A 21,849-nucleotide genomic window follows, 5' to 3' on the forward strand; every position below is an offset into this window, starting at 1 on the left:
GTTCTGCTACTTTATGAACACACCCCTGCTACTACGCAACCTCACGCGCCCCCTCTCAAGAGGGGAGCTTGATCAATGGCATAATTCCAATATGCGCCCTCTTTTTCAACATCACTTTACCACATATGTTTTTTTATCCGTTCCCACACCGGTTATGGTTAACGATTTCCAGTTTTTAGGCAGCTTACTTTTAATTTGCACGATGCCTTCGGGGGTAATATCCAGCCCGCCAAAACCCATCAGTAAACTTTGAATAATGCCTCCTGCTCCTGTTGCAAAATAGGGATTTGTACCACCCTTAGTTTCGGCAATAACCCGGAATGGCGGCAACAAGTTGGGCTCATAAGCATCCTTAAAAAAATGATACGCTTTATCGCCATTCCCCAAACGGGCGTATAGCAAAGTAAATATGCCCTGCGTCATGGCGGGTGTACCTTCATTAGGCACGCGGGTTTCGTAATATTCCAGGTCTTTTTTAATCTGCGCCGGGTCGGTGATCGTTTTTAGCGGGTAAGCCAGCAAGTTTACATCAGCCTGTTTAATACCTTCGCCTTTATAGCTGGCAAACTCTTTGGTAACACCGTCTGGAAATTGCAGGATCGGGATATTCTTTTCTACCTGCTGCCAATCCGGATCGGCAGTGATACCCAATATTTTGGCAGCGGCTGCAGCGGCTTGCAAATTGGCTTTCGCGGCAGCATTGGTGTAGGCGTTATTATCTACATTTTCGGCCCACTCATCTGCGGCCACCACATCTTTAATATCGTAATGACCGTCGCCATTGCGTTCTACTCGACTTGCCCAAAAATCGGCGGTTGCCGATAGTATCGGCCAGCCTTTCTCCTGTAGCCATTGCTTATTCTGGGTAACACAATAATAACTCCAAGCCGCCATGGCTACATCCGCGGTAATATGATGTTCAAACGGACCGCTCAAGGCCCAAACCGGGGTTTCTTCCACTCCGCTGTCGGCGCTCTCCCAAGGGAACATGGCGCCTTTATAGCCATGCGAAAAGGCATTCTGTTTTGCGGCAGCCAATCGCTGAAAACGGTATTCAACCAGTGATTTAGCGATATCGGGGTGCATCACCAGCAAAGCGGGGTACATCCACAAATCGGCATCCCAAAAAACGTGACCATTATAGCCTAAACCCGACAAGCCCATAGGCGATGGCGAGTAGGCTGTACCCGCGCGCGAAAACGAGTATAGATGATACAGCATGCTATGTACATCCTGCTGGGCCTGCGCGTCACCATCAATTTTAATGTCGCTTTTCCAAAGTTCGTCCCAGGCCTGTTCATGGTATTTTACTAACCGCTCACGACCTTCGAGCTTGGCAAACATGGTGAGGCGCTCGGCCTGGTTTAGCGGGTCGGCGTCGTGTGCCGAGGTAATGGACGAACCAGCCAAAGCATACTGATAGGTTTGCCCAGCGGTGATGCTTTTGCTAAACTTCATCAGGTGCATGTTGTTATCCCACATCTCATGGATCACACGCGGTTCCTGACCATGTTGCTCGTTAAACAAAAAAGTGTTAGAGGCGCAAAGCTGCAATTTACCCGTAGGACTTTTAGCGGTTGACGTCAGCAGACTGATGGTTACGTGCGGCCTGTCAATCTCGTTATAATAGTTCTGCACTTCCTTTAATGCATCGGGTGCTTCCATTACACTGGCAGCCGTAACATTGATGGCTTTTTTAGCCGTGATACTGATATCCATCAGCACCGTAAAAGGTAGCTGCCTTAACGAGTAGTAAGTGTATTTAACAGAAGCAATATCGCCATAATCAAATGTGGTGGTGAAGGCTGCATGCTGCATATCCAACTCCTGCTTAAAGTTACTGATGTTTTTAGTTTCTACACGTTTGCCATTTATTTCAAGATAGCTGTTTAACAGGTTAAAACTGTTCAGGAAATTGCTTACCCGGCCGCGCCCATACAAATCATACGCCCCTGCAAGCACTACATTTTTCACCTTAAACGGCTCGGGCGACGACACAATGCCGATCATGCCATTGGCCACGGTAATGCCATAATAATTGGCTGGGTCTATCTTATCCGCTTTTATTTTCCAGGCATCCTGAGCCTTTAATATGGTTGCATCTAAACAACAAAAGCCGATCAACAATATATATATTCTGTTCATATCAATTATCCTATTTAAAAACCGGAGTATCATACAAGCCAAGTATTGAAGGGGTTAAACTTCAATCTATTGTCTTTTGTTAATAAAGCCATCCGTACCTCCCTATTTTAACTGTATTAAAGCACCGGGTAATTAACCTGCATGCTTATAACATCATCATCATTCGCAGGAGGTTTATTATCTAAATATCTTTCAACTGGTGCTATTTGTTTTAATAAAGCATGATCCTGCATGTATTTTTCCATAGCGTTGTACAACTGCTGTCTGTTGCTGTATTTACCTTTATAATCACCTATAAGCCATTTCCCACCTGGCATATGCATAAAAGTAATGCCGCCCGTTGAGTTTACCTGTTTATTTACAGGTATCCCGATCAGTATTTGTAACGAATCTGTTTTTTGGGGATAGTAAGCACCAGTTAAGGGTTGTTGAGCCTGCAGATTATTCTGAACAATAAAATCATGTACATCTTTTGCCGCCCGGGCTATTGCGGCATATTTGTTCTGAGTAAGTATCGTTTCCTTTTTTATCGCTAAATAACTTTCATCTACGTTTTTTTCATTAATGTTAAATCCGTAGTACAACTTGGCATCGCCCATAAATTTTTTTAATGCATTAAGATCATCAAGTATGTTTCCGGCAGAATCAAATTTAGAAAGCAGCCATTTACCCACATTATTTTTAACATCAACAACTATGGTGGTGTTATTATCTGCCCCATCCGGCATTACGGTATAATTATACTGATGCGCTATATGATTTCGTGTTTTTGTAATCTTAAAACTATTAGCGCTCAAATTTTCCACTTCAAAAGATTGTCCGGGGATACTAATCAAAAAAGTACGACCATCGGCAGTTAATTTGATTTGCCTAGCATTAGCCAACTCATTCCGGATATCTGGTTGCCAGCGTTTCCAATTATTGGCCGATATCAACTGCTGACATACCTCAAAATAACTAGTCTTAATACTCACACTGGCTTGTTGGTGAAAGGGTATAAAGACCGCAATAATGAGTAGAACGATTACAGTAAATGTTATTTTCATGTTTTAGGAACCACACTGAAATTACAATATTATTTGGATTGACCTGCAATCTTATTCAGCGTTTTTTTATAAAAACAATGGAACAGTTTTGAGCTGTTCCATTGTTGTATTAGCATAAATCAAATGTATTAATTAATACCCCGGGTTTTGTTTTAGCAATGGGTTAGTATTAATTTGAGGTTGAGGTATCGGGAACAAAAACGTATGATTATCGGCAGCATCCTGCGCCTTGCTTGGTGAGCGCGGACCGGTATAATATTTGGTGCCGGTTGCCACTTCAAATCTGATCAGGTCATTCCTGCGCCAGCCTTCCCAGGCAAACTCACGGCCACGTTCGGCCAGCAGATCGTCATTGGATAAACTGGTAAAATTAGGAACTCCGGCTCTTGCTCTTATTAAATTTACATTGATTAAAGCATTAGCCATATCGCCCATACGCAATTGAGCTTCGGCCACCATCATATAGGCATCGGCCAGGCGGAACCTAACTCCGTCATTACTGGTACCATCACTACCGGTGCCAGGTTGTGGCTGATACTTCACGCTACGGGCGCCCGCATATTTAAAGCTATCAGCAGGGTTACTTAATTCATTAACATAAATACTCAACACAGTACCAACAATAGGCGCTCCAGCTGCAGTAAATTGCTGCCCGGTAAGCCACATTTTTTTACGAACATCGGCTGCTGTAAATGAACGATAGAATACGGTTGGTGCGCAAAATCCGTTATAAGGCTGATTGGTTAAATTAAAGGTCAGGTTATTGTTGTAGTTCAGCGTATACATCTGAATTACGTTGCCTTTAATTAACGGATAGTTGAAGGGTATACAGAATATATTTTCGACTGAGCCGCGGTTACTGTAGGTGAAATTATCTAAAAAGTTGGGCTGTAAGCTATATTTTTTAGAGTCGATAACCATTTGAGCATATTTGGCTGCATTTGCCCATTGCGGTGTACCTGTATATACCTGTGCATTTAAATAAAGCTTGGCTAATAACATGTCACCGGCCCATTGATTAAAGTGTCCATACACTGCCGGGTTGCTTGTAGCATTATCTGTAGATAACAACGGAACGTTTTTCAAAAGATCCGACTCCAAGTAGGCATAAACATCTGCTCTTTTTACAGGGGCCAAACTTGCGCTTGTGCTATATGATGTAACTACAGGTATGTTACCATAAAGGTCCATCATTAAAAATAAATAGTAATCTCTTAAAACGCTGATCTCCGCAATAAGCGCAGGCGCATTTGCAGGCTTATCTGATAAACCATTGATAATGTTTATCACAAAATTACACTTGGTTATACCATTGCTCAGATCCTGCCAGCCGCCGTTATCGTTAGAGTTGTTGGCATCCACGGTATGTTGCCATAACTGTGTATGCACACCACCATCATACCAGTCGTTACCACGGGTGGGGATGATCATTTCGTCGGTTGAGGCCTCATTCAGCTGAAAAACATTTTCAGTTTGCAAAGGGGTCAAAGCCGCATAAGCCGGTGCTAAACCCGCAGCTATTTGTGCCGGGGTTTTGTAAAAGTTTTCTATCGGCACCACACTATAAGTGTTCTGATCAAGCTTTTTGCAGGATTGGGTAAGTATGCTTCCCGCCACTACAGATGCGAGCAGGCATAATATATTTCTTTTTTTCATCTCTTTTAATTTAATTATAACAGCCACTATTTTAATGAAACACTTGCGCCAAATGTGAATGTTCTTGCTTTTGGATAATAAGCATAACCACCATAATCGGCATCAATATAATTTTGATTAGGGTTGTTATTCGGAGCAACGTCAACTTCCGGATCCAGACCTCTGTATTTGGTAATTACAAAAACGTTATTGGCAGCTACATAAAGCCTTAAAGAGTTAAGCCCTTTAATATGGTTAAATGTATATCCTAATGACGCATTATCCAATCTCAGGAAAGATGCACCTTCCAGCCATCTGTCAGATGCTGTTGGCGCGCTGGTTACTCCGTTGGTTAAAGCAGCACGGGTAGTGTTTGTAGATGGTAAACGGGTAACCGTTTCATAATCTAACAAAGTGTTGTTAAATACTTTATTACCATAAACACCACGGAAGAAGAAACCAAGGCTCCAGTTTTTATAATTAAAGTTGTTGGTAATACCATAATTAAACTTGGCACTTGGATCAACATAATGACTTGGCGGAATATTGCCAGTGTATTCACTAACTGTTTTACCATCAAACTGCTCTACACCCTGTGCATTGATACCTGTGTAATGCGGCAAATAAAATACATAAGGAGCGTATCCTGGCACAAAACGCGTAATAGCTGTTGAGCTTAAGCCCTGTCCCTGTGCAAAGCCTACATCCAGAAAGCTGGTATTCACTTTTTGTCCGTCGGCCAAAGTTCCGGAAAGATTGGCTATTCTGGTTTTAACAAAGTTGATATTTCCAGACGCGGTCCAGTTAAGACCATCGCCTTTTAATATCTGACCGGTAAGGGCAATTTCCAAACCTTTATTAGTCATTGTACCTACGTTGGCAAAAGTGGTGTTAACCAAATTTGGAGGTGTTGCCACGGTACTGTTAAAGAGCAGGTTTTTTGTTTTATCGTTGTAATAGTTGATATCGCCTGTTAAACGGTTGTTAAATAAAGAGAAATCAACACCAATGTTTCGGCCTACCCTTGTTTCCCATTTTAAGTATGGGTTAGCATTTTGGTTAGGTGCGTAACTTGCCGGATAGTTACCGGTTGCGCCATCATAATATCTGTTACCTGGTGCTACCAGTGCCAGGCTGCTGTAGTCGCCAATTGGGGTCTGGTTACCGGTTTCACCAAATCCAGCTCTCAATTTAAAATCATCTACCCAATCCACGCTTTTAAATAAATCGCGTTTAAGGCGATATGACAAGGCAACTGCCGGGAAATAGGCTGATTGAAAATTAGCACCAAATTTACTTGAGCGGTCATTACGTACGGATACTGTTGCGTAAAAGCGGCTATCGTAGTTGTAATTTACACGGGCCAGTAATGAGCTTAACTGATACTCTTCTTTATATGAACCGATAGGCACAGAAACCGGGGAAATACCGGTACCTAAGTTATTATCCAAACCTTGTTCAACCAGCAGGTTTTGTGCTGCTGCGAAGAAATAATCATAATAAAACACATCTTTTTCTGCTACGGCTACAACTGAAATGTTGTGTTTGCCAAAGCTTTTATCATAGCTTGCGTGTATGTCGCCGCTGTAGGAGTTGGTATTGTAATTATAATCATTGGCATTGCTCACACTGTTTTGCGCCTTAAATGCCGGCTGAAAATAGTGCGTTTGCACATTGTTACGAACAGTTGAACCGGTAACCCCGATCTTAAGCTCTGGTAAAAGATTGTAATTAACAGTACCATTGATATTGGTCAGGTACTCATTATGCCTGTTATAGATTTCCGTTTGGTATAACACCGGGTTGTAAGCATTATAGCCGGCGCCAAAATCATTAAATGAACCATCGGCCAGTCTAATCGGGATAGTAGGTAACGCATTAAATACATAGCCCAGGTTAGCCAGGTTGGTTAGGCTCCTGTTGGTATTCACGTTTGATATACCCATTACTATATCCAGTTTATTGTCTAACGCTTTTTGTTCGGCATTAAACCTTAAACCTAATTGTTGTTTACCGCTGTTAATGATAATACCCGGCTGATTTTGGTAGTTTAACGATGCACGGTAATTAAAGCTGCCGCTACCACCAGAGATAGCCAGGTTATGACTCTGAATAGCTGCCGTACGGTTCATGGCTCTTTGCCAATCAGTATTAACATCATCCCTTTCGCCCTGTTGGGTTTGCGGGTTGGCTTTGGCCTGTGGCGTAGCCAGATATTCGGCAGTGTTTAGCAGGTCATAGTAATTGGCCTGTTTGGCCATACTTACATAACCATTGTAGGTTACTTCTGCACGGCCGGCTTTCCCTTTTTTGGTATTTACAATGATAACACCATTAGCACCTCTTGAACCATAAATAGCGGTTGCTGATGCATCTTTCAATACGTCATAAGATTCGATATCACCCGGCGCGATATTTTGAAACTGACTTGGATCATTCAGTTGTACACCATCCACCACAAATAAGGGCGACTGATCTCCCGAAATGGAAGTTTGACCACGCAGGCGGATACTGATGTTCTGGTTCGGGTCGCCACTACCTTCGGTAATAACCACACCCGAAACTTTACCCTGGATCTGTTGAAGCGGGTTAATAACGGCTCCCTGGTTAAAGTCTTTAGCGCTAATGTTTGATACGGCACCCGTCAAATCTTTTTTGCGTTGAGAACCGTAACCCACACTCACTATCTGCACTTCGCTCAAGGCAGTTGCACTGCCCACAAGTGCAATATCTACCGTTGTTTTGCCGGTTATATCAACTTCCTGCTTGGCATAACCAATAAATGACACCACCAGTGTATTATTTGAAGCGGGTAAGGAGAGTTTAAAATCGCCGTTGGGCCCTGTATTGGTACCAATGGTTGAGCCTTTGGCTACGATAGATACACCAGGCATTGGCGAACCATCGTGAGAGTCTGTAACCTTGCCGGTTATTACTTTGTTTTGTGCCAGTGCAGGCACAGCAAAGAAGCAAAAAATGGCAAGACAGCTTACTTTAAGTAAATTTTTTAGCTGCATAAATTTAGATTTAGTGTTTAATTGGTTTGTTATAAATGTAAACTATTAATTTATCAAATAAAATAACCGTAAATGTTATTTTGTACTAATAAATATCAAGTAACTGACAATTAATTTATTACATCAGTTACAGTTTCAGCATTACGGGGAATTAGAGGTTTTAGTAAGTTTTATATTCATATTCAGGTTAGTTTTAAATCAAAAATTACGTCAAAGCCAAATGCCAAAAACAGGCAAAAGCACTTCATCCGGTTTATTACAAAAGATCAATATCCCTTGCTACGCTGGCAGTTTAAAAGCTGCACACATGAAAATTTAATTTATTATGGGTTTATATTTTATTATCAGGAAAGGATCATTCATCCTGATAATATTTAAATTATTTTACAGGATATAAGATCACCTCATACAAAGTAATATGCAGATGGGGGTATTACCTATTTTTTTTGTTAAAATATAAAAATATATAGCTTTTTTAAAATGTAAAAAATTGATAATAAGATACTTAAAAAAGCATAACCTTCAAAAAGTATAAATAAAATTTAAGCATTTTTAAGTTCATTTTATACTCATATTATACTTAAATCGGCTATTTATGGGTTACATTTTGTTTAATACCTCAATTGCTTTAATAGCCATTATTTTTTGATCGAACTGTTCGCCGGGAAGTATGGATTTTGCCTTGATACGCATTTTATACACGTATATCGTATTTACAGAATATTCCAAAATATTAGCAATAGTTTCATTATCGCTTATGCCCATGCGTATCAGCGCAAATATCCGGAGATCGGTATTCAGCACTTCATGGTCACGAGGCCATATCTGGTCTTCCTGTTTAAACAAAGAGTTAAAAACAGTAATAAAATTGGGGAATATCTTCAGGAAGATATGATCGAAAGTATAGAATAATAATTCGCGTTCCTTTTTAATATTTATTTCATTAACCGCCAGCTGTATATCGTCATATTTTCTGGCCAACAGCTTTCTGTCAATATTTCTTTTTAATTTCTCGAGCTTGAGGATATAGCCCGATATCACATTAAAAAAATAGCCGATATACTCTTCCTTAATGTGTGTATCCTCTATCAGCTTATCGTTGATGCTTTCCAACTGCTGATTTTTTTCTTCGATGATCTTTTCTTTTGCTTTTAAGCGCTTGAGCTGGTTAAATATAATAAATGCCACCATGAGCACTAAAAGAGAAACCGCAGTAATGGATAAAAGGTATACCAGGAATTTATTCTTTTCCTTTTCCATTATAACCAATTTTTGAGCAGCTACTACGGGTAATACCGCCCCTATCTTTATTTTCCGGAGCCGGGCGCCGTAGTATTCCGCATCGTTCATTGCCTGGTCAACAAACGTATAACCATCTATAATATTCCCGGTGCGGTACAACAAATTGCCTAACTCAAAACTGGCCAGGGTTTCTTTGGTTGATGAGCGGATATCGTTAATAGCCCCAATGATCAATAAGTTGGTACGCTCCTGTGTTTGCGAAGGATCACGGTAAAACTGTGAAAGCCCCGTAGCTATCATAGCCCGTTGATGGGTGGTTAACGGGTACTGATAAAATAAATGCATATAATACTCCGATGGCTTTTTAATATCGCCCAACCTTACCTGTTTATCGCCCTGATGCCTTAACCACTCGTAGGTGTTTGGTTTGCAAAGGGCAATGGTAGAGTCGAGGTATTTAATGGATAAGGAGTTATTATACTGGCTGTAAAAGGCATTATCGTCATAATCTGCCAGGTCTGAATGGGCCCGGGCTTTTAATGAGTAATATTCAATTTTACCATCGTTACTTAATAATTGCGTATTGATGCCATTAAAGCAATCAAAAGCCTCCTTGAACATGCCTGCCGAAAGCAAGATGAAACCCAGCTTAATTTTGCAATCATTTTGCTTTGATGCGTCCTTTAGCGCATCGCTTATATCCTGCATTTTATGGATATAAACAAAGGCCGAATCGAATTGATAAACTTTATACTCTTCGTATATATTGCTGCACAGTTTGTACCTGCTGTTTTGATCGGTTAACGGTGTAGTTGATAATACTGTTTTGAGTTTTTGTATGTCGGCTTCTTTTTTATCGTCGTAAATTTTTTTCCTTGTAAGTTCCCGTTTTAGCACAGCCAGCAGACTATCTGTTTTTGAAGATGCGTAGGTGGCCCTATATCCAAAAAGCACAAGAAATAAAATTAGTATATAAACTCTCATAGTAAATCGATTAACTGATATGGTGTACTGCAATAGCTTAAAATTTGTCTTAAAAAAACTGGTGCTGTAGTTTACTTACAACACCATTAAAAGGGGGTAATGGTGTTAAAATTATTATAACTGATCAACCTGGTAATGGTTTAACAAATTAAGCAGTACGCCGTTAGTCCATCCGAAGCCATCCTGCAGCGGATATTCACCCCCTCCTGCTTTTGATCCTGTATCCAATACATTATACTTTTCCATCAGCTTTCCGGTAGCATCAAAAACACGAATATTGGTACGTATCCAGGCTTCGGCAAAGGAACGGGCCAAATCGTTCTGACCATAATTCCTTAAACCATCTATAGCCATATATTGCAGTGGAGCCCAGGCATTGGGACTATCCCATTGCTGGCCCGACCGGTTAAATGTGGTTACCAAACCGCCCGATTTAAAGAATTTTATCCGCAGGGCTTTAGCCACTATATTTGCCTGCCGCTCGTCGGCAATTTTAAACTCAAGCGGAAATACACCGGCCAGGGTATGATGAGGGGTGATTTTGTTTTGCTGCCAGTTATAATCCATAAACCAGCCCGTGCTTTCGCTCCAGCTGTATTTCTGGATGGCTTTTTTACGTTGCTGGGCTTTGGCTAAATAAACCCGGTAGTGGCTGCCGTCTCCGGCTAATTGATAAGATTGGGCAATGGATAGCTCCAGGTGATAAAGCAAACAATTTAGGTCGACCGGGATGATGCTGGTGGTTTGAATGCTTGCCAGGTTGCCCGAGGTATCAAACCATCGTGTGCTGAAATCCCAGCCAGATTCGGCCGCGGCACGGATGTTACGATAAAAATCGCCCGGTTTCTGTTTGGTGGTTTTAGCGGCATCCACATCTTTTTTATAGGATTCCTCGCGTGGCTGATCGGAATCGTCCCAGTAACGGTTCAGTATCTCGCCGCCAGGCATACGCACCACCATACGGTGAGCCTGTCCTATTTTCAATTTTTCGGATCCTTCCATCCAAAACGCGTATTCTTTTAAAAGCTCCGGCTGATATTTTACCAGCACCTTTTTGCCTTTATCCTTTGCCAGTATATTAAGCATCAGCGAAAAAAACGGCGGTTGCGACCGTGTTAAATAATAAGTACGGGTACCGTTTGGTATAAAACCGTATTTATCAATCATGTAGGCAAAATTATCGATCATATTTTCAATAATTTGCGTTTTATGGCTCTCCTGCAAACCCAGCATGGTAAAGTAAGAGTCCCAATAATAAGTTTCGCGAAAACGACCGCCGGGAACTATAAAATCATGCGGTAATGGTAACAATGATGAGTATTTAGAAACTGTGTCATGCTTACGATAAAGCACCTCCCAAAGGGTATCAATATGTTTGCGTATACCCGCTGTTACATCGCTTTTAAAAACATCATTATGCGTGCCGGGAATAAAAAAATTATCGTTTACAAATTGCTTCAGGTCAAAACCGGGTTTACTTTTTTGCACCTCATAATCTGCCATAATTAGTTTGGGGTCGCGCTTGGGTGTGGCATCAACAAATATCTTGTTATCCGGAAATATGTCGGTAAGCTGCACAGCCTCAAATAACCCCGGATACAATTGCCGGGGTGTAAGACTTTGGGAATATGTTAGTAAAAAAACAAATAACAGTACTAATGTTAAAAGTGCTTTCCTCATGCTTCAGTTAATATAAATGGAACTATGAAGGTAAATAAAAAGCTCAAAATATGTTAAGAGGCGTAAATAATTAACATTTTGGCAGACGAGGGGGCAATTAACAACCCGCTTGTTTAAAAAGCGCAGGTAATTGCTGCAATTACGCTAAGAATTAAAATATTTAACTACAGGCATACCTGTTCCGTTTTGTACAATTTATGGATTCTGCAGGCTATTATTTTTGAATCACCTTATTTAACAGATCAGTAAAATTAATTCAAAAACAGATGAACCACTTTTTAAGCGCCATGCCCATATGGGCCATATTCATGATGTGTTTCAACATTCAAAGTCCAAAGCCCGAAACATCATTAAACTTAGCGGAAGCTAAAAGAGCTATAGCAGCAAGTAATCAAATTTATTTTCAGGCCTTTGTAAAAAACGATCCTGCTATATTCATTAACCGGTATGCCGATAATTGCGTGATCATGCCTCCCAATATGGAGCCAATGCATGGTGCAGCCGGCGCGCGCCGGTTTTTCAAAATGGCGTATGAGCAGTTTGGCTTACGTGACGGCCAATTCATTACCACCGCTGTTTATGGCGATGGAGGAATATTTGTTACGGAAGAAGGGGTGTGGCGATCATTTGATGCGCGGCACCGGCTTTTTGATAATGGAAAATTCCTGGTGCTTTGGAAAAAAACAGTTAAAGGCTGGAAAATGTTCAGGGATTCTTTTAGCAGTAACCGTCCCAGGAAATAATGAAAAGCTGACGAGGCGATATAATCGCCAACCGATGTTAAGCACTAGTCACAGACGAGCGCAAGTTGGATTTACTCAAAAGGGTGTCATACTGAGCACCGTCGAAGCATGATGGGCAGGCCTCTGCGCTCTACCCTTCGACCCGGGGCTCAGGGTGACACCCCTTCTTTCAACAAATATTTTATGATGCCTGTACCTTATAAGCTCCGGGCTGATAGGTACCAACCTGCGCCGGGAATGCGATATTAAGACGATTATAACTGTTGATGGTGATAACCGCCATAGTGAGGTCTATCAGCTCCTGTTCCGAAAAATTCTTGTTGGCCTGCTGATAAAGCTCATCAGATACAGGCCCGTCGGCCACTTTGGTTAGGGCTTCGGCCCAGGCCAATGCGGCGCGTTCCCGATCGGTATAAAAAGGAGCTTCGCGCCAGGCACTCAGCAGATACAGACGTTGTTCGGTTTCGCCTTCGGCACGCAGGTCTTTGGAGTGCATATCCAAACAAAAAGCACATCCGTTAATTTGTGATACCCGGAATTCAATTAAATGTAACAGTGTTTCCTCAACCGGAGATTTAGCCAGGTAAATAGCCAAACCATAAATAGCTTTCATTGCGGCCTGGCCTTTTTGATGTACATTAAGTCGTTTTTCCATTTTTTTGATCTCTAATGATTATTGAATATTTGATTTATATTCCAATGATGAATGAGATCTTAGAAATTGGACATTATTCGAAAAAAAATTAAATTTATTTTTACAGCTATATATTCAGCGGTATTTCAAAGAAGAATGAAGAGCCTTTTCCAGGTTCGCTTTCCAGCCATAGCCGGCCATGGTGGCGACCTATAATTTCCTTGCTGATGTATAACCCTATCCCCAAACCCGATATATGGGAAGCCAGTTCCTCTACACGATAAAAACGGGAGAATATCCGTTCCTGGTGCTCTTTTAGAATCCCCATACCATAGTCCTGTACAGTAACCCTAACTTTATTTGTCAGGATAGAAATGATTACATTAACCAGCTTTTCATTTGGAGAGTATTTAATGGCGTTAGAAAGCAGGTTAACAATAACCTGTTCTATCCGCTGTTTGTCGGCCGAAATGATGATTTCCTGTTCTGGCTGTTGTAATACGATCTGGTGTGTTTTGGTCGAATACTGGATCAATTCAATAGTTTCCTGTACAATCTGCGTGATGTTGAAGTTACTGAAAGAAAGAGGCAATTGACCGGTCTCTATTTTAGAAACATCCAGCAGATCAGATATCAGTTCCGACAGTTTTTTAACCTGCAGCAGTGCTTTTTGCAAGAAAGGTTTATTACGGTCTGTATCCGGAAGAGAGCGGTTCAGTATCTGTAAATAACCACTCAAACTGGTAACCGGTGTTTTTAACTCGTGGCTAGCCAAACCTATAAATTCTTCTTTTTTATCATTAAGCTTTCTTATTTCCTCGTATAGTTTGGTGTTATCCAGCGCAATGGCTGCCTGTGTAGCCACACCCGATACCAACTGTTCATGCTCCCTGGTAAATTTAGCGGGCTCGGGATGTCCATAAAACAATCCGCCTATTACCATGCCCGATTTGGAAATTACCGGCACTGCCAAATAACTAACTACCTGTAAATGTCCTTCGGGCATTCCAAAAAACGGGCTATTCTGTCCATACCTCGGATCCTTGGTAATATCGTCGGCACGTACAATGCCTTCGCCTGTAAATGTAGGGTGAAAAAGAGGCGTGTTCCGGGGTATCCCAAAGCGCTCAAAAGCTTCTCTTGGCGCCCCAGACAGGGCAAACAACATATATGATTCCCCTGCCTCAGTTTCATTATTATAAAAAAACGCTCCAAATGCTGCGCCGATCAACCGGGTGGTGGCATCAGTTACTTTTTGCAGGATATCACTCACGTCCATACGCTCCGAAATAACTTTCCCGAGCGCGTTCAACACTTCCAGGTTTTCTGCATAGCGTAATAGCCTGGCTTCGGTTTCTTTTTGATGAGCGTTATTACGAATGATTTTAGCAGCCCCGATCACCCGGCCATTAACGTCCCGGATGGGAGAAACGGATATAGAAACCGGAATCTCTAAACCAGATTTTGTTACCCGGAATGTTACATAATGTTCAACCTTTCGGTTATTCCTGATCCGTTCTAAAATAAGATCCTCTTCCTCCAGGCGGTCTTCAGGGATAAGCATGGTAATATGTTTCCCGATAACATCCTTTTCGGTATAACCCAATAGCTTCTCTGCAGCGGGGTTCCAGCTGGTGATAATGCCATCCAGCGTTTTGCTGATGATAGCATCATCCGATGATTCTACAATAGCCGCCAGCTTGGCACTTTTTTCCTCGGCCAGCTTAGCCTCGGTCTGGTCAACAATAGTGCCTATAAAGCGCTCTGGCTCTTGCAATTTATTAAAGTAAACCTTCCCCTGTGCTCTTAACCACCTTACCTCTGGACTATCAAACCGAATAATGCGATACGTCATATCATAAATATGATCACCAAGCGGATCCATGGCCCGCTCCATGGCCTGCGACAGGGCATCCCTGTCGGCCGGGTAAATGTGTTCTGTAAACAGTTCAAAGTTTATCTCGGCTTCGGGAGCTAAGCCGTATAGGTATTTACATTCGTCGGACCAGGTAAGTTCGCCGGTTAATGGTTTATAATCCCATGTACCTAAATTGGCAGAAGCAATGGCCATGCGTAACCTGGCCTCACTCCTTTCGAGTTCGGCTTCACGTTGTTGATACTGTGCAAGCTGCTGTTGTAAATTGGACAGGTTTTCCATGGTATAGATACAAAACTAAGTTATTGAACTTTGATTTTTGCCAATAAAAACCATAAAAATCGATTATTTTATCATTTTCTGATAAGCTATTTACTTAATATGAAAAGTAAAGGATAAATAGTTTAATTAAAGAGAAATTCACCCTTGCGTTTTCTTATAAAAAAAACCGGCAACAAATTTTTGCTGCCGGTTTTTGATCGTTAATAGTTAAGTTTATTATTTATAATCCGGGTTTTGGATCAATACCCCTCCGCTCTTATCAATTTCTGTTTGAGGTAATGGCCAGTGATAAAATTTATCTTCAAAGTGATAATTGATGAGGCTGGTTTTTACCGCGTTCAGCACCGGACCGGCAATGTGCCATCTTAACAGATCATAATGACGCAAGCCTTCAAAAGCAAGCTCAATACGGCGTTCATGTCTTATCCTTTCGCGCATCTGGTCTTTGGTGTAACCTGCCGGATATGGCGGCATACTTACACGGGCACGCAAATCGGCCATCGCCTTATAAACGGTAGCGTCGGGACCAACAATTTCATTTTGAGCTTCGGCATACATCAGCATCACTTCGCCGAGGCGCAATATAACGGCATCCTGCTGGCTCAGGGTTGAAAAACCATAAGGAATATTGTTAGGCTCCAGGAACTTGATGGTACCATAACCCGTAGGCCTTAAGTTTGATGGGTGATACACTTTGCCCGGACCAAAATAAACGGAATCGGCATATATGGTTTTGGCCATCCTGGGATCGCGGTTATGGAAAACTCCCTTTTTGGTGGTATCTGTAAGCGGCGATTGCCCGTATGGCAGGCCATCGGTACATTCAAAAGCATCTACCATGTTTTGCAGCGGAGCACAGGCATCATAATCGCCATAGTACAAATCCCAAGGGGCGGTATTGTTGGGTGCCAGGAAATTAACGGAGAAGATGATCTCGGTATTATTTTTCTGCGTGGCATCGCGGAATATATCCTCAAAATTAGCGCTCAGCTTATATTGCCCCATCAGATCCAGACACAAATCCCTTACCTGCGTAAGTATAGTTGGGTCTGGTGTGCCGGTGCTGCCAAAAGCGGCAAATAACAATACCCTGGCTTTTAAAGCTTTTGCCGAAGATGCCGCCGCATGGCCCCCATTGGCGTAATAAGCGGCAGTATTTAAATTGGCAATACTGTAGTCCAGGTCGGCAGTGATCTGGGTCAGAACCTGAGCAGCCGGTACTTTTGGTTGTTTTTGGTTGCTCAGATCAAGCGGTTGCAGCACCATTGGCACGTCGCCATAAATGCTGTATAGCTGAAAGTAGAAATAGGCCCGGATAAACCTTACTTCACCTTCGTACACTTTTCTTTGTGCATCAGAAATATCACCTCCTTTGTAATTACCCAGGTTTTGCAGGAACAGGTTTATACGGGCGATACCGGTATAGCTGTCATTATATATGGCGGTTTCGTATCCCCCGGTAGTGGGGTTAAAGTTACCCTGTACAAAATCTTTAGAACTACCGGAGTTAAACTGGTTGTATCCGTTATCGGTAAAGCAATCCCTGAAACCTATGCCTACAGCAAATTCTTCTGGCTGTAAAGAGGCATATACAGCAGCAAGAGCCTCATCAAAATCGGCTTTTGATTTATAAAAGGTTGAAGTAGCAATCTGATCCGATGGATTCAGATCAAGTGCTTTCTTACACGCGCCTAAAAAAAGCGGTGTAATGAGTATGATGGTTATTATAATTCGATTTTTCATGTAGGGCTAATTAAAAAGAAACATTTACACCAAAAGAGTATATTTTATTTTGCGGATACTGCACCAGATCGCCGCTGCCATAACGTTCCGGATCAAGACCTTTGAACTTGGTTATGGTTAATAAATTATCGCCGGCAAAGTAAATCCGCAGTCTGTTAATACCCACTTTTTTAGTCATCTGTGCAGGAAACGTATATCCCAATACCAGGTTTTTAAGCCTTAAATATGATGCATCCTGCAGGAAGAAAGTAGATGGACGGCTAATCTTATCAGGTGCGCTCTGCCCGAAGTAGATGCGCGGCATAGTGGTTGACGGATGTTCCGGAGTCCATGCATTTAACCAATCTGTAGTTGGCGAAGCTCCCTGTACAAACGGAATAGTTCCCCAGCCAGACACATATGATTTAACCCCGTAAACGCCCTGCATCATAGCCGACAGATCAAAGCCTTTGAAACTTGCTCCAAGATTAAATGAATAATTTAGTTTAGGATAAACGCCGCTAACAAGCGTACGGTCATTCTGATCAATTTTACCATCGCCATTAACATCTTTATATTTCAGATCGCCCGGCAGGGTCGAATCAGAAAACTGTTTGGGTGAATTAGCTACCTCAGCAGCCGACTGAAATATGCCGACTACCTGCAACATATAAAAAGAGTTCCAGGGTTGGCCGTTTTCATTAATGGTATAACCACCAATTTCCGGCTGGCCAAATTTCACCAGCTTATTCCGGTTATGGTCAACGTTGGCGCCCAAAGTGTAAGCAAAGCCGCTTAAAGCTCCATCACGTATAATGTTATTATATGAAAGGCCCAATTCAACGCCCCTGTTATTTACAACCCCGTCATTAATGGTAGGAGCACCCAAACCCACTACGGCGGTAACCTGAGCCTGCCGTAAAATATCAGATGTGGTTTTATTATACCAATCGGCTGTTAAATTAAAGTTTTTAAAAATAGTAACGTCTAACCCAATGTCGGTCATGGTGGTAGTTTCCCATTTAATAGCAGGGTTGTTGAGGTTTTGCTGCGCTACACCAGTTGTAAGGGTAGAATTATCAAAAGAGTAATTCCCGGTAAGGTTTAGCAAGGCCTGATAAGGATAGTTACCTACATTTTGGTTGCCTAATTGCCCCCACGATCCGCGGAGCTTAAAGTTATCCAACCACGTCAAGTTCATCGCTTTTACAAAAGGCTCTTCTGTGGCCCGCCAACCTCCTGAAAACGATGGAAATATACCCCACTTGTTCTTACCCGAAAATTTGGAGCTTCCGTCATCACGGATGTTTCCTTCTAACAGATACCGGCCTTTGTAATCATAATCCACACGACCGAAGTATGACATTAAAGCCCATTGATTAGACGTACCATAAGCATTTTGTATATCAGAACCTCCGGCGTTCAACTCCTGCAAATCCAGATCAGGAAAGTTTTTCCGGTAGCCTTGTAAATATTGATATTTACTTTGCTCAATGCTATAGCCAAATTGCGCCTTAATATTATGCCCATGAAAGTTATGTGCGTAATTTAAGTAACTATATAAGTTGGTATAAACGGTTTGTTCGTCCTGATCGGTTAAGCCTTTGCCCAGATCCAGCGTGGTTTCCAGCTGATTGGTCTTGAAGTTGTATTCATCCAGGGTAGCTTTAAAATCCTTGTATTTATCCATGTTAAAGTTCACCGCACCTTTGGTATACCAGGAGAAATCCTTATTGAACTGAACCTCAAACCATCCTTGTGCATTTACAGCGTAGTCAGTAGTAACCCTGGTAAAGTTTTGATCCAATTCGGCTATCGGGTTCTTATTGTTATATTCAAAGTCATAAGCTTTGTAGGTATAATGCCCGCTGCCATCAGTCAGGTAAGGACCATAAGTAGGCGCCTGCGACATGGCCGAAAGAAAAAGGTCCATGGATGAACCGTCTCCCTGGCTAGGTGATGAAGGACTACCCGCCACGGCATCTCTTGTACCCGATTTTAATAATACATTGGTGCCGAATTTAATGTGATCATTAATCTTGGAGGTTAAATTGATACGGGCGCTGTATCGCTTATAATCAAAACCTCTTTCAATACCGTTCTGGTCAACATAACCTAAGGATACATTATAGGTGGTTTTATCATTACCTCCATTAAAAGTTAAATTATGATTTTGTGTAGGAGCGGTTCTGAATATCAGGCTCAGCCAATCCGTATTAGGGTAATGCAGCCTGTCGGTACTGTTACGATACAAATCGATCTGATCCTGCGGATAAAGCGAGTTAGGGTCAGTGGTGCCACTGTTGATACGGGCCTGGTTAAACAGTTCCATATATTGGGCAGAATTGGTTACCAGTTTAAACATTTTGGTAGGACTGGCAAATCCAACATTACCATCATAGGTAACCGACATTTGCCCGGCTTTACCTTGCTTGGTGGTTATCAATACCACTCCATTAGCCGCTCTTGAACCATATATAGATGCAGAAGCCGCATCTTTCAGTACAGAAACGTTGTCTATGTCGGTTGGATTAAGATCACTGAAATTTCCGGGAACACCATCGATCAATATCAACGGATCTGAACCTGCACCGCTAAAAGTACCGTTACCGCGGATACGGATAGATACGCTTTCATTACCTGGTTCACCGGAGCTGGTATTTACCGCTACACCGGGTGCCAGGCCTTCCAGCATGGATGCAGGATTTACCACCGGGCGTTTGTTAAGGTCAGTACCGCTTACTGTTGACACAGCCCCTGTAAGGTTTACCTTTTTCTGCGTACCATAACCTACCACCACAATTTCATTAAGGGCTGATGTTTGCTCCCTTAATACCACATCGATACGGGTTTGGTTACCCACCCCTATCTCCTGCGAAATAAAACCAACAAAACTGAATACCAGAACAGCATTATTATCATTTACCTCGATCTTATAATTACCATCCAATCCGGTTTGCGCTCCCGTATTTGCCCCTTTTATTTTTATGGTAACACCAGGTAAGGGCAAACCTTTTTCGTCCTTAACCTGACCGGTTACAGTAATAACCTGCACTGGTTTTGCAGCTACTGGTTTTGGGGTAACCACAATAGTATTGTTATTCACCACGTAACTAAATGGCTGATCCTGGAAGCATTGCTTTAACACGTCGCTCAAGTCGGCATTTTGCAGGTGCACATTTACAGGCACCGCTTTTTTGAGCAGCTTGGCATTATAAAACACGCTGAACCCGCTTTGCAGGTGAATTTCCTGCAGGGTTTCGGCAAGAGAAGCGTTATTTTTATCAAGGCTGATCTTTTGTGCAAATGACGTTGCAGCGCTCACTTGCAGTATAGAAACCAGGCACAAAAAAAACGACAATTTCATAATCAGAAATAATTTAGATTTAAGGCAGGGCCATTCCCTGCATCTTATTGCAGCAGATTTTTTATACATTTGAATGTTAGGTTAAATAATTGGTTATGAGAAATATGATCATTAATTGCTACCTGACAGCTATTCAAAGCTTTATACCAGGGGCGCTGCGAACGCCTCTGGTTATAAACAGGTAAAACATTATGGGTAAGGAAAATTTACTTCATAATGATTACCCTCCTTCCCTCAATTTTGTAATGAATGGAGCGCGTAAGCACCATCACATCCAGCAGTTCATTTATATTTTTGTATTTGGATATAGTACCGCCAAATTCATTCTTTTTCGCGTCGTCGTCACTGTACTCCACATCCACATCATACCAGCGGCCCACTTGTTTCATCACCTCGGTGATATTCAGATCGTGAAATATAAAAAGGCCATTTTTCCAGGCCATGGTTTGCTGTATATCGGCCGGGCTAACTTTAATAGCTGAACCGTTTATAACAGCATCGCCTTGCTGACCGGGCAGCAGCATTACAGCCGAACTACCGCTGCTCATCCGCACAGATCCTTCCAATAATGTGGTGGTTATACTATTGTTATCAGCATAAGCATTTATGTTAAAATGAGTACCAAACACCTGCACTTTTGTGCCATTGGCTTGTACAATAAAAGGCTTGGCTTTGTTTTTAGCTACTTCAAAGTATGCTTCACCACTTAGTTCAACCTCGCGGGTCGTACCAGTAAAGGCCTGCGGAAATTTAATGGATGAAGCCGCGTTGAGCCAAACCCGCGTACCATCCTCCAATACTACCTGGTACTGCCCGCCCCTTGGCGTGGTAATGGTATTAAACTCCGGCATTACGGCAGCGGTATTATTGTTTTTGGAATTAGTAAAATGGTATACCAGCATGCCATTCCCGGTTTTACTTATGGTAACACCGGGTCTGGTTGCCAGTTTGCCGTTTTGGGCGTCATCAAGCACAATGCGCGAGCCATTGGCTAGGGTTAAATAAGCTTTGTTGCCGCCTGGCAATATAGGCGCCACTTTATTTGTCAGTTTTACAGTATCAGTTTCGTGATTTTTTTTACGCTGTATAAAAAATATACCCGCAAACAACACAGCCGCAAGAACTGCGGCAACCTGCAACCAACGATACCTGGCCATCTTACGCTTCGGCAGCTGAACCACTTTACGACTATTGCTTAATCGCTGCCATATGCGGGCCCTTACATCGTCTTCCTTAACCACATCATCCTCCCAAGCGTCTTCGGCCAATGTCATTTCATCGCGGTATGCATCCAGCAGCCTTTTTTCATCAGCTGTGCATTGTCCGCTCATGTACTTTTCGTACAAAGCAAGGAATTCTTCTTTGGTTATCATTAGGTTGCAATTGCAGGTTTATACTTTGTTAGTGTAAATTTTATATAGACACACACATCAATTTTTAATTTTTTTTTCTGTAAGCTGTTAATTGTGGATTTAT

Annotated in this window: 12 protein-coding genes; 1 reads left to right on the forward strand and 11 read right to left on the reverse strand. The window is 42.0% G+C overall.

All coding sequences use genetic code 11. The annotated features are described in order from the left end of the window. Positions 1-111 precede the first annotated feature (111 nt). The 6 genes from G7092_RS26855 to treA all read right to left on the reverse strand — a co-directional run bounded on the left by G7092_RS26855 (position 112) and on the right by treA (position 11,749). On the reverse strand, positions 112-2,145 hold the full coding sequence (locus tag G7092_RS26855; RefSeq protein ID WP_166094682.1) for a kojibiose hydrolase: 2,034 nt from the start codon (positions 2,143-2,145) through the stop codon (positions 112-114). Positions 2,146-2,261: 116 nt separating this feature from the next. Then, a complete protein-coding gene (locus G7092_RS26860; protein WP_166094684.1) occupies positions 2,262-3,191 on the reverse strand; it encodes a GyrI-like domain-containing protein in 930 nt (309 codons plus the stop codon). A 132-nt stretch (positions 3,192-3,323) separates the two neighbouring features. Then, complete coding sequence (locus tag G7092_RS26865; protein ID WP_166094687.1) at positions 3,324-4,847, reverse strand: RagB/SusD family nutrient uptake outer membrane protein; 1,524 nt, start codon at positions 4,845-4,847, stop codon at positions 3,324-3,326. A 26-nt stretch (positions 4,848-4,873) separates the two neighbouring features. After that, positions 4,874-7,843: a SusC/RagA family TonB-linked outer membrane protein gene (locus tag G7092_RS26870; protein WP_166094690.1), complete on the reverse strand. Its 2,970-nt coding sequence runs from the start codon at positions 7,841-7,843 to the stop codon at positions 4,874-4,876. Positions 7,844-8,443: 600 nt separating this feature from the next. Further along, the gene (susR, locus tag G7092_RS30925) at positions 8,444-10,039 is read right to left on the reverse strand and encodes a SusR family glycan utilization regulator (RefSeq protein WP_166094692.1); all 1,596 of its coding nucleotides are present in this window, start codon (positions 10,037-10,039) and stop codon (positions 8,444-8,446) included. A gap of 144 nt (positions 10,040-10,183) precedes the next feature. Beyond that, positions 10,184-11,749 (reverse strand): alpha,alpha-trehalase TreA, encoded by a 1,566-nt coding sequence (treA, locus tag G7092_RS26880; RefSeq protein WP_166094694.1) that lies wholly within the window; start codon positions 11,747-11,749, stop codon positions 10,184-10,186. Between the two features lie 266 nt (positions 11,750-12,015). On the opposite strand from treA, the gene G7092_RS26885 reads away from it, so the two are divergent. Beyond that, a complete protein-coding gene (locus tag G7092_RS26885) occupies positions 12,016-12,492 on the forward strand; it encodes a YybH family protein (protein ID WP_202985439.1) in 477 nt (158 codons plus the stop codon). A 181-nt stretch (positions 12,493-12,673) separates the two neighbouring features. On the opposite strand, the gene G7092_RS26890 is transcribed toward G7092_RS26885, so the two are convergent. From G7092_RS26890 to G7092_RS26910, 5 genes are all read right to left on the reverse strand, one after another. Continuing rightward, the gene (locus G7092_RS26890; protein WP_166094696.1) at positions 12,674-13,147 is read right to left on the reverse strand and encodes a carboxymuconolactone decarboxylase family protein; all 474 of its coding nucleotides are present in this window, start codon (positions 13,145-13,147) and stop codon (positions 12,674-12,676) included. Between the two features lie 106 nt (positions 13,148-13,253). Continuing rightward, on the reverse strand, positions 13,254-15,284 hold the full coding sequence (locus G7092_RS26895; RefSeq protein WP_166094699.1) for a PAS domain S-box protein: 2,031 nt from the start codon (positions 15,282-15,284) through the stop codon (positions 13,254-13,256). Between the two features lie 216 nt (positions 15,285-15,500). Then, positions 15,501-17,027: a RagB/SusD family nutrient uptake outer membrane protein gene (locus tag G7092_RS26900; protein WP_166094701.1), complete on the reverse strand. Its 1,527-nt coding sequence runs from the start codon at positions 17,025-17,027 to the stop codon at positions 15,501-15,503. 10 nt (positions 17,028-17,037) lie between these two features. Beyond that, positions 17,038-20,373, reverse strand: a complete 3,336-nt coding sequence (locus G7092_RS26905) for a TonB-dependent receptor (RefSeq protein WP_166094704.1) — start codon at positions 20,371-20,373, stop codon at positions 17,038-17,040. A gap of 206 nt (positions 20,374-20,579) precedes the next feature. Further along, entirely contained in the window at positions 20,580-21,746 is a 1,167-nt protein-coding gene (locus G7092_RS26910; RefSeq protein ID WP_166094707.1) for a FecR family protein, read from the reverse strand. Between the last annotated feature and the right edge of the window lie 103 nt (positions 21,747-21,849).

This window comes from Mucilaginibacter inviolabilis (assembly GCF_011089895.1).
GTDB lineage: Bacteria > Bacteroidota > Bacteroidia > Sphingobacteriales > Sphingobacteriaceae > Mucilaginibacter > Mucilaginibacter inviolabilis.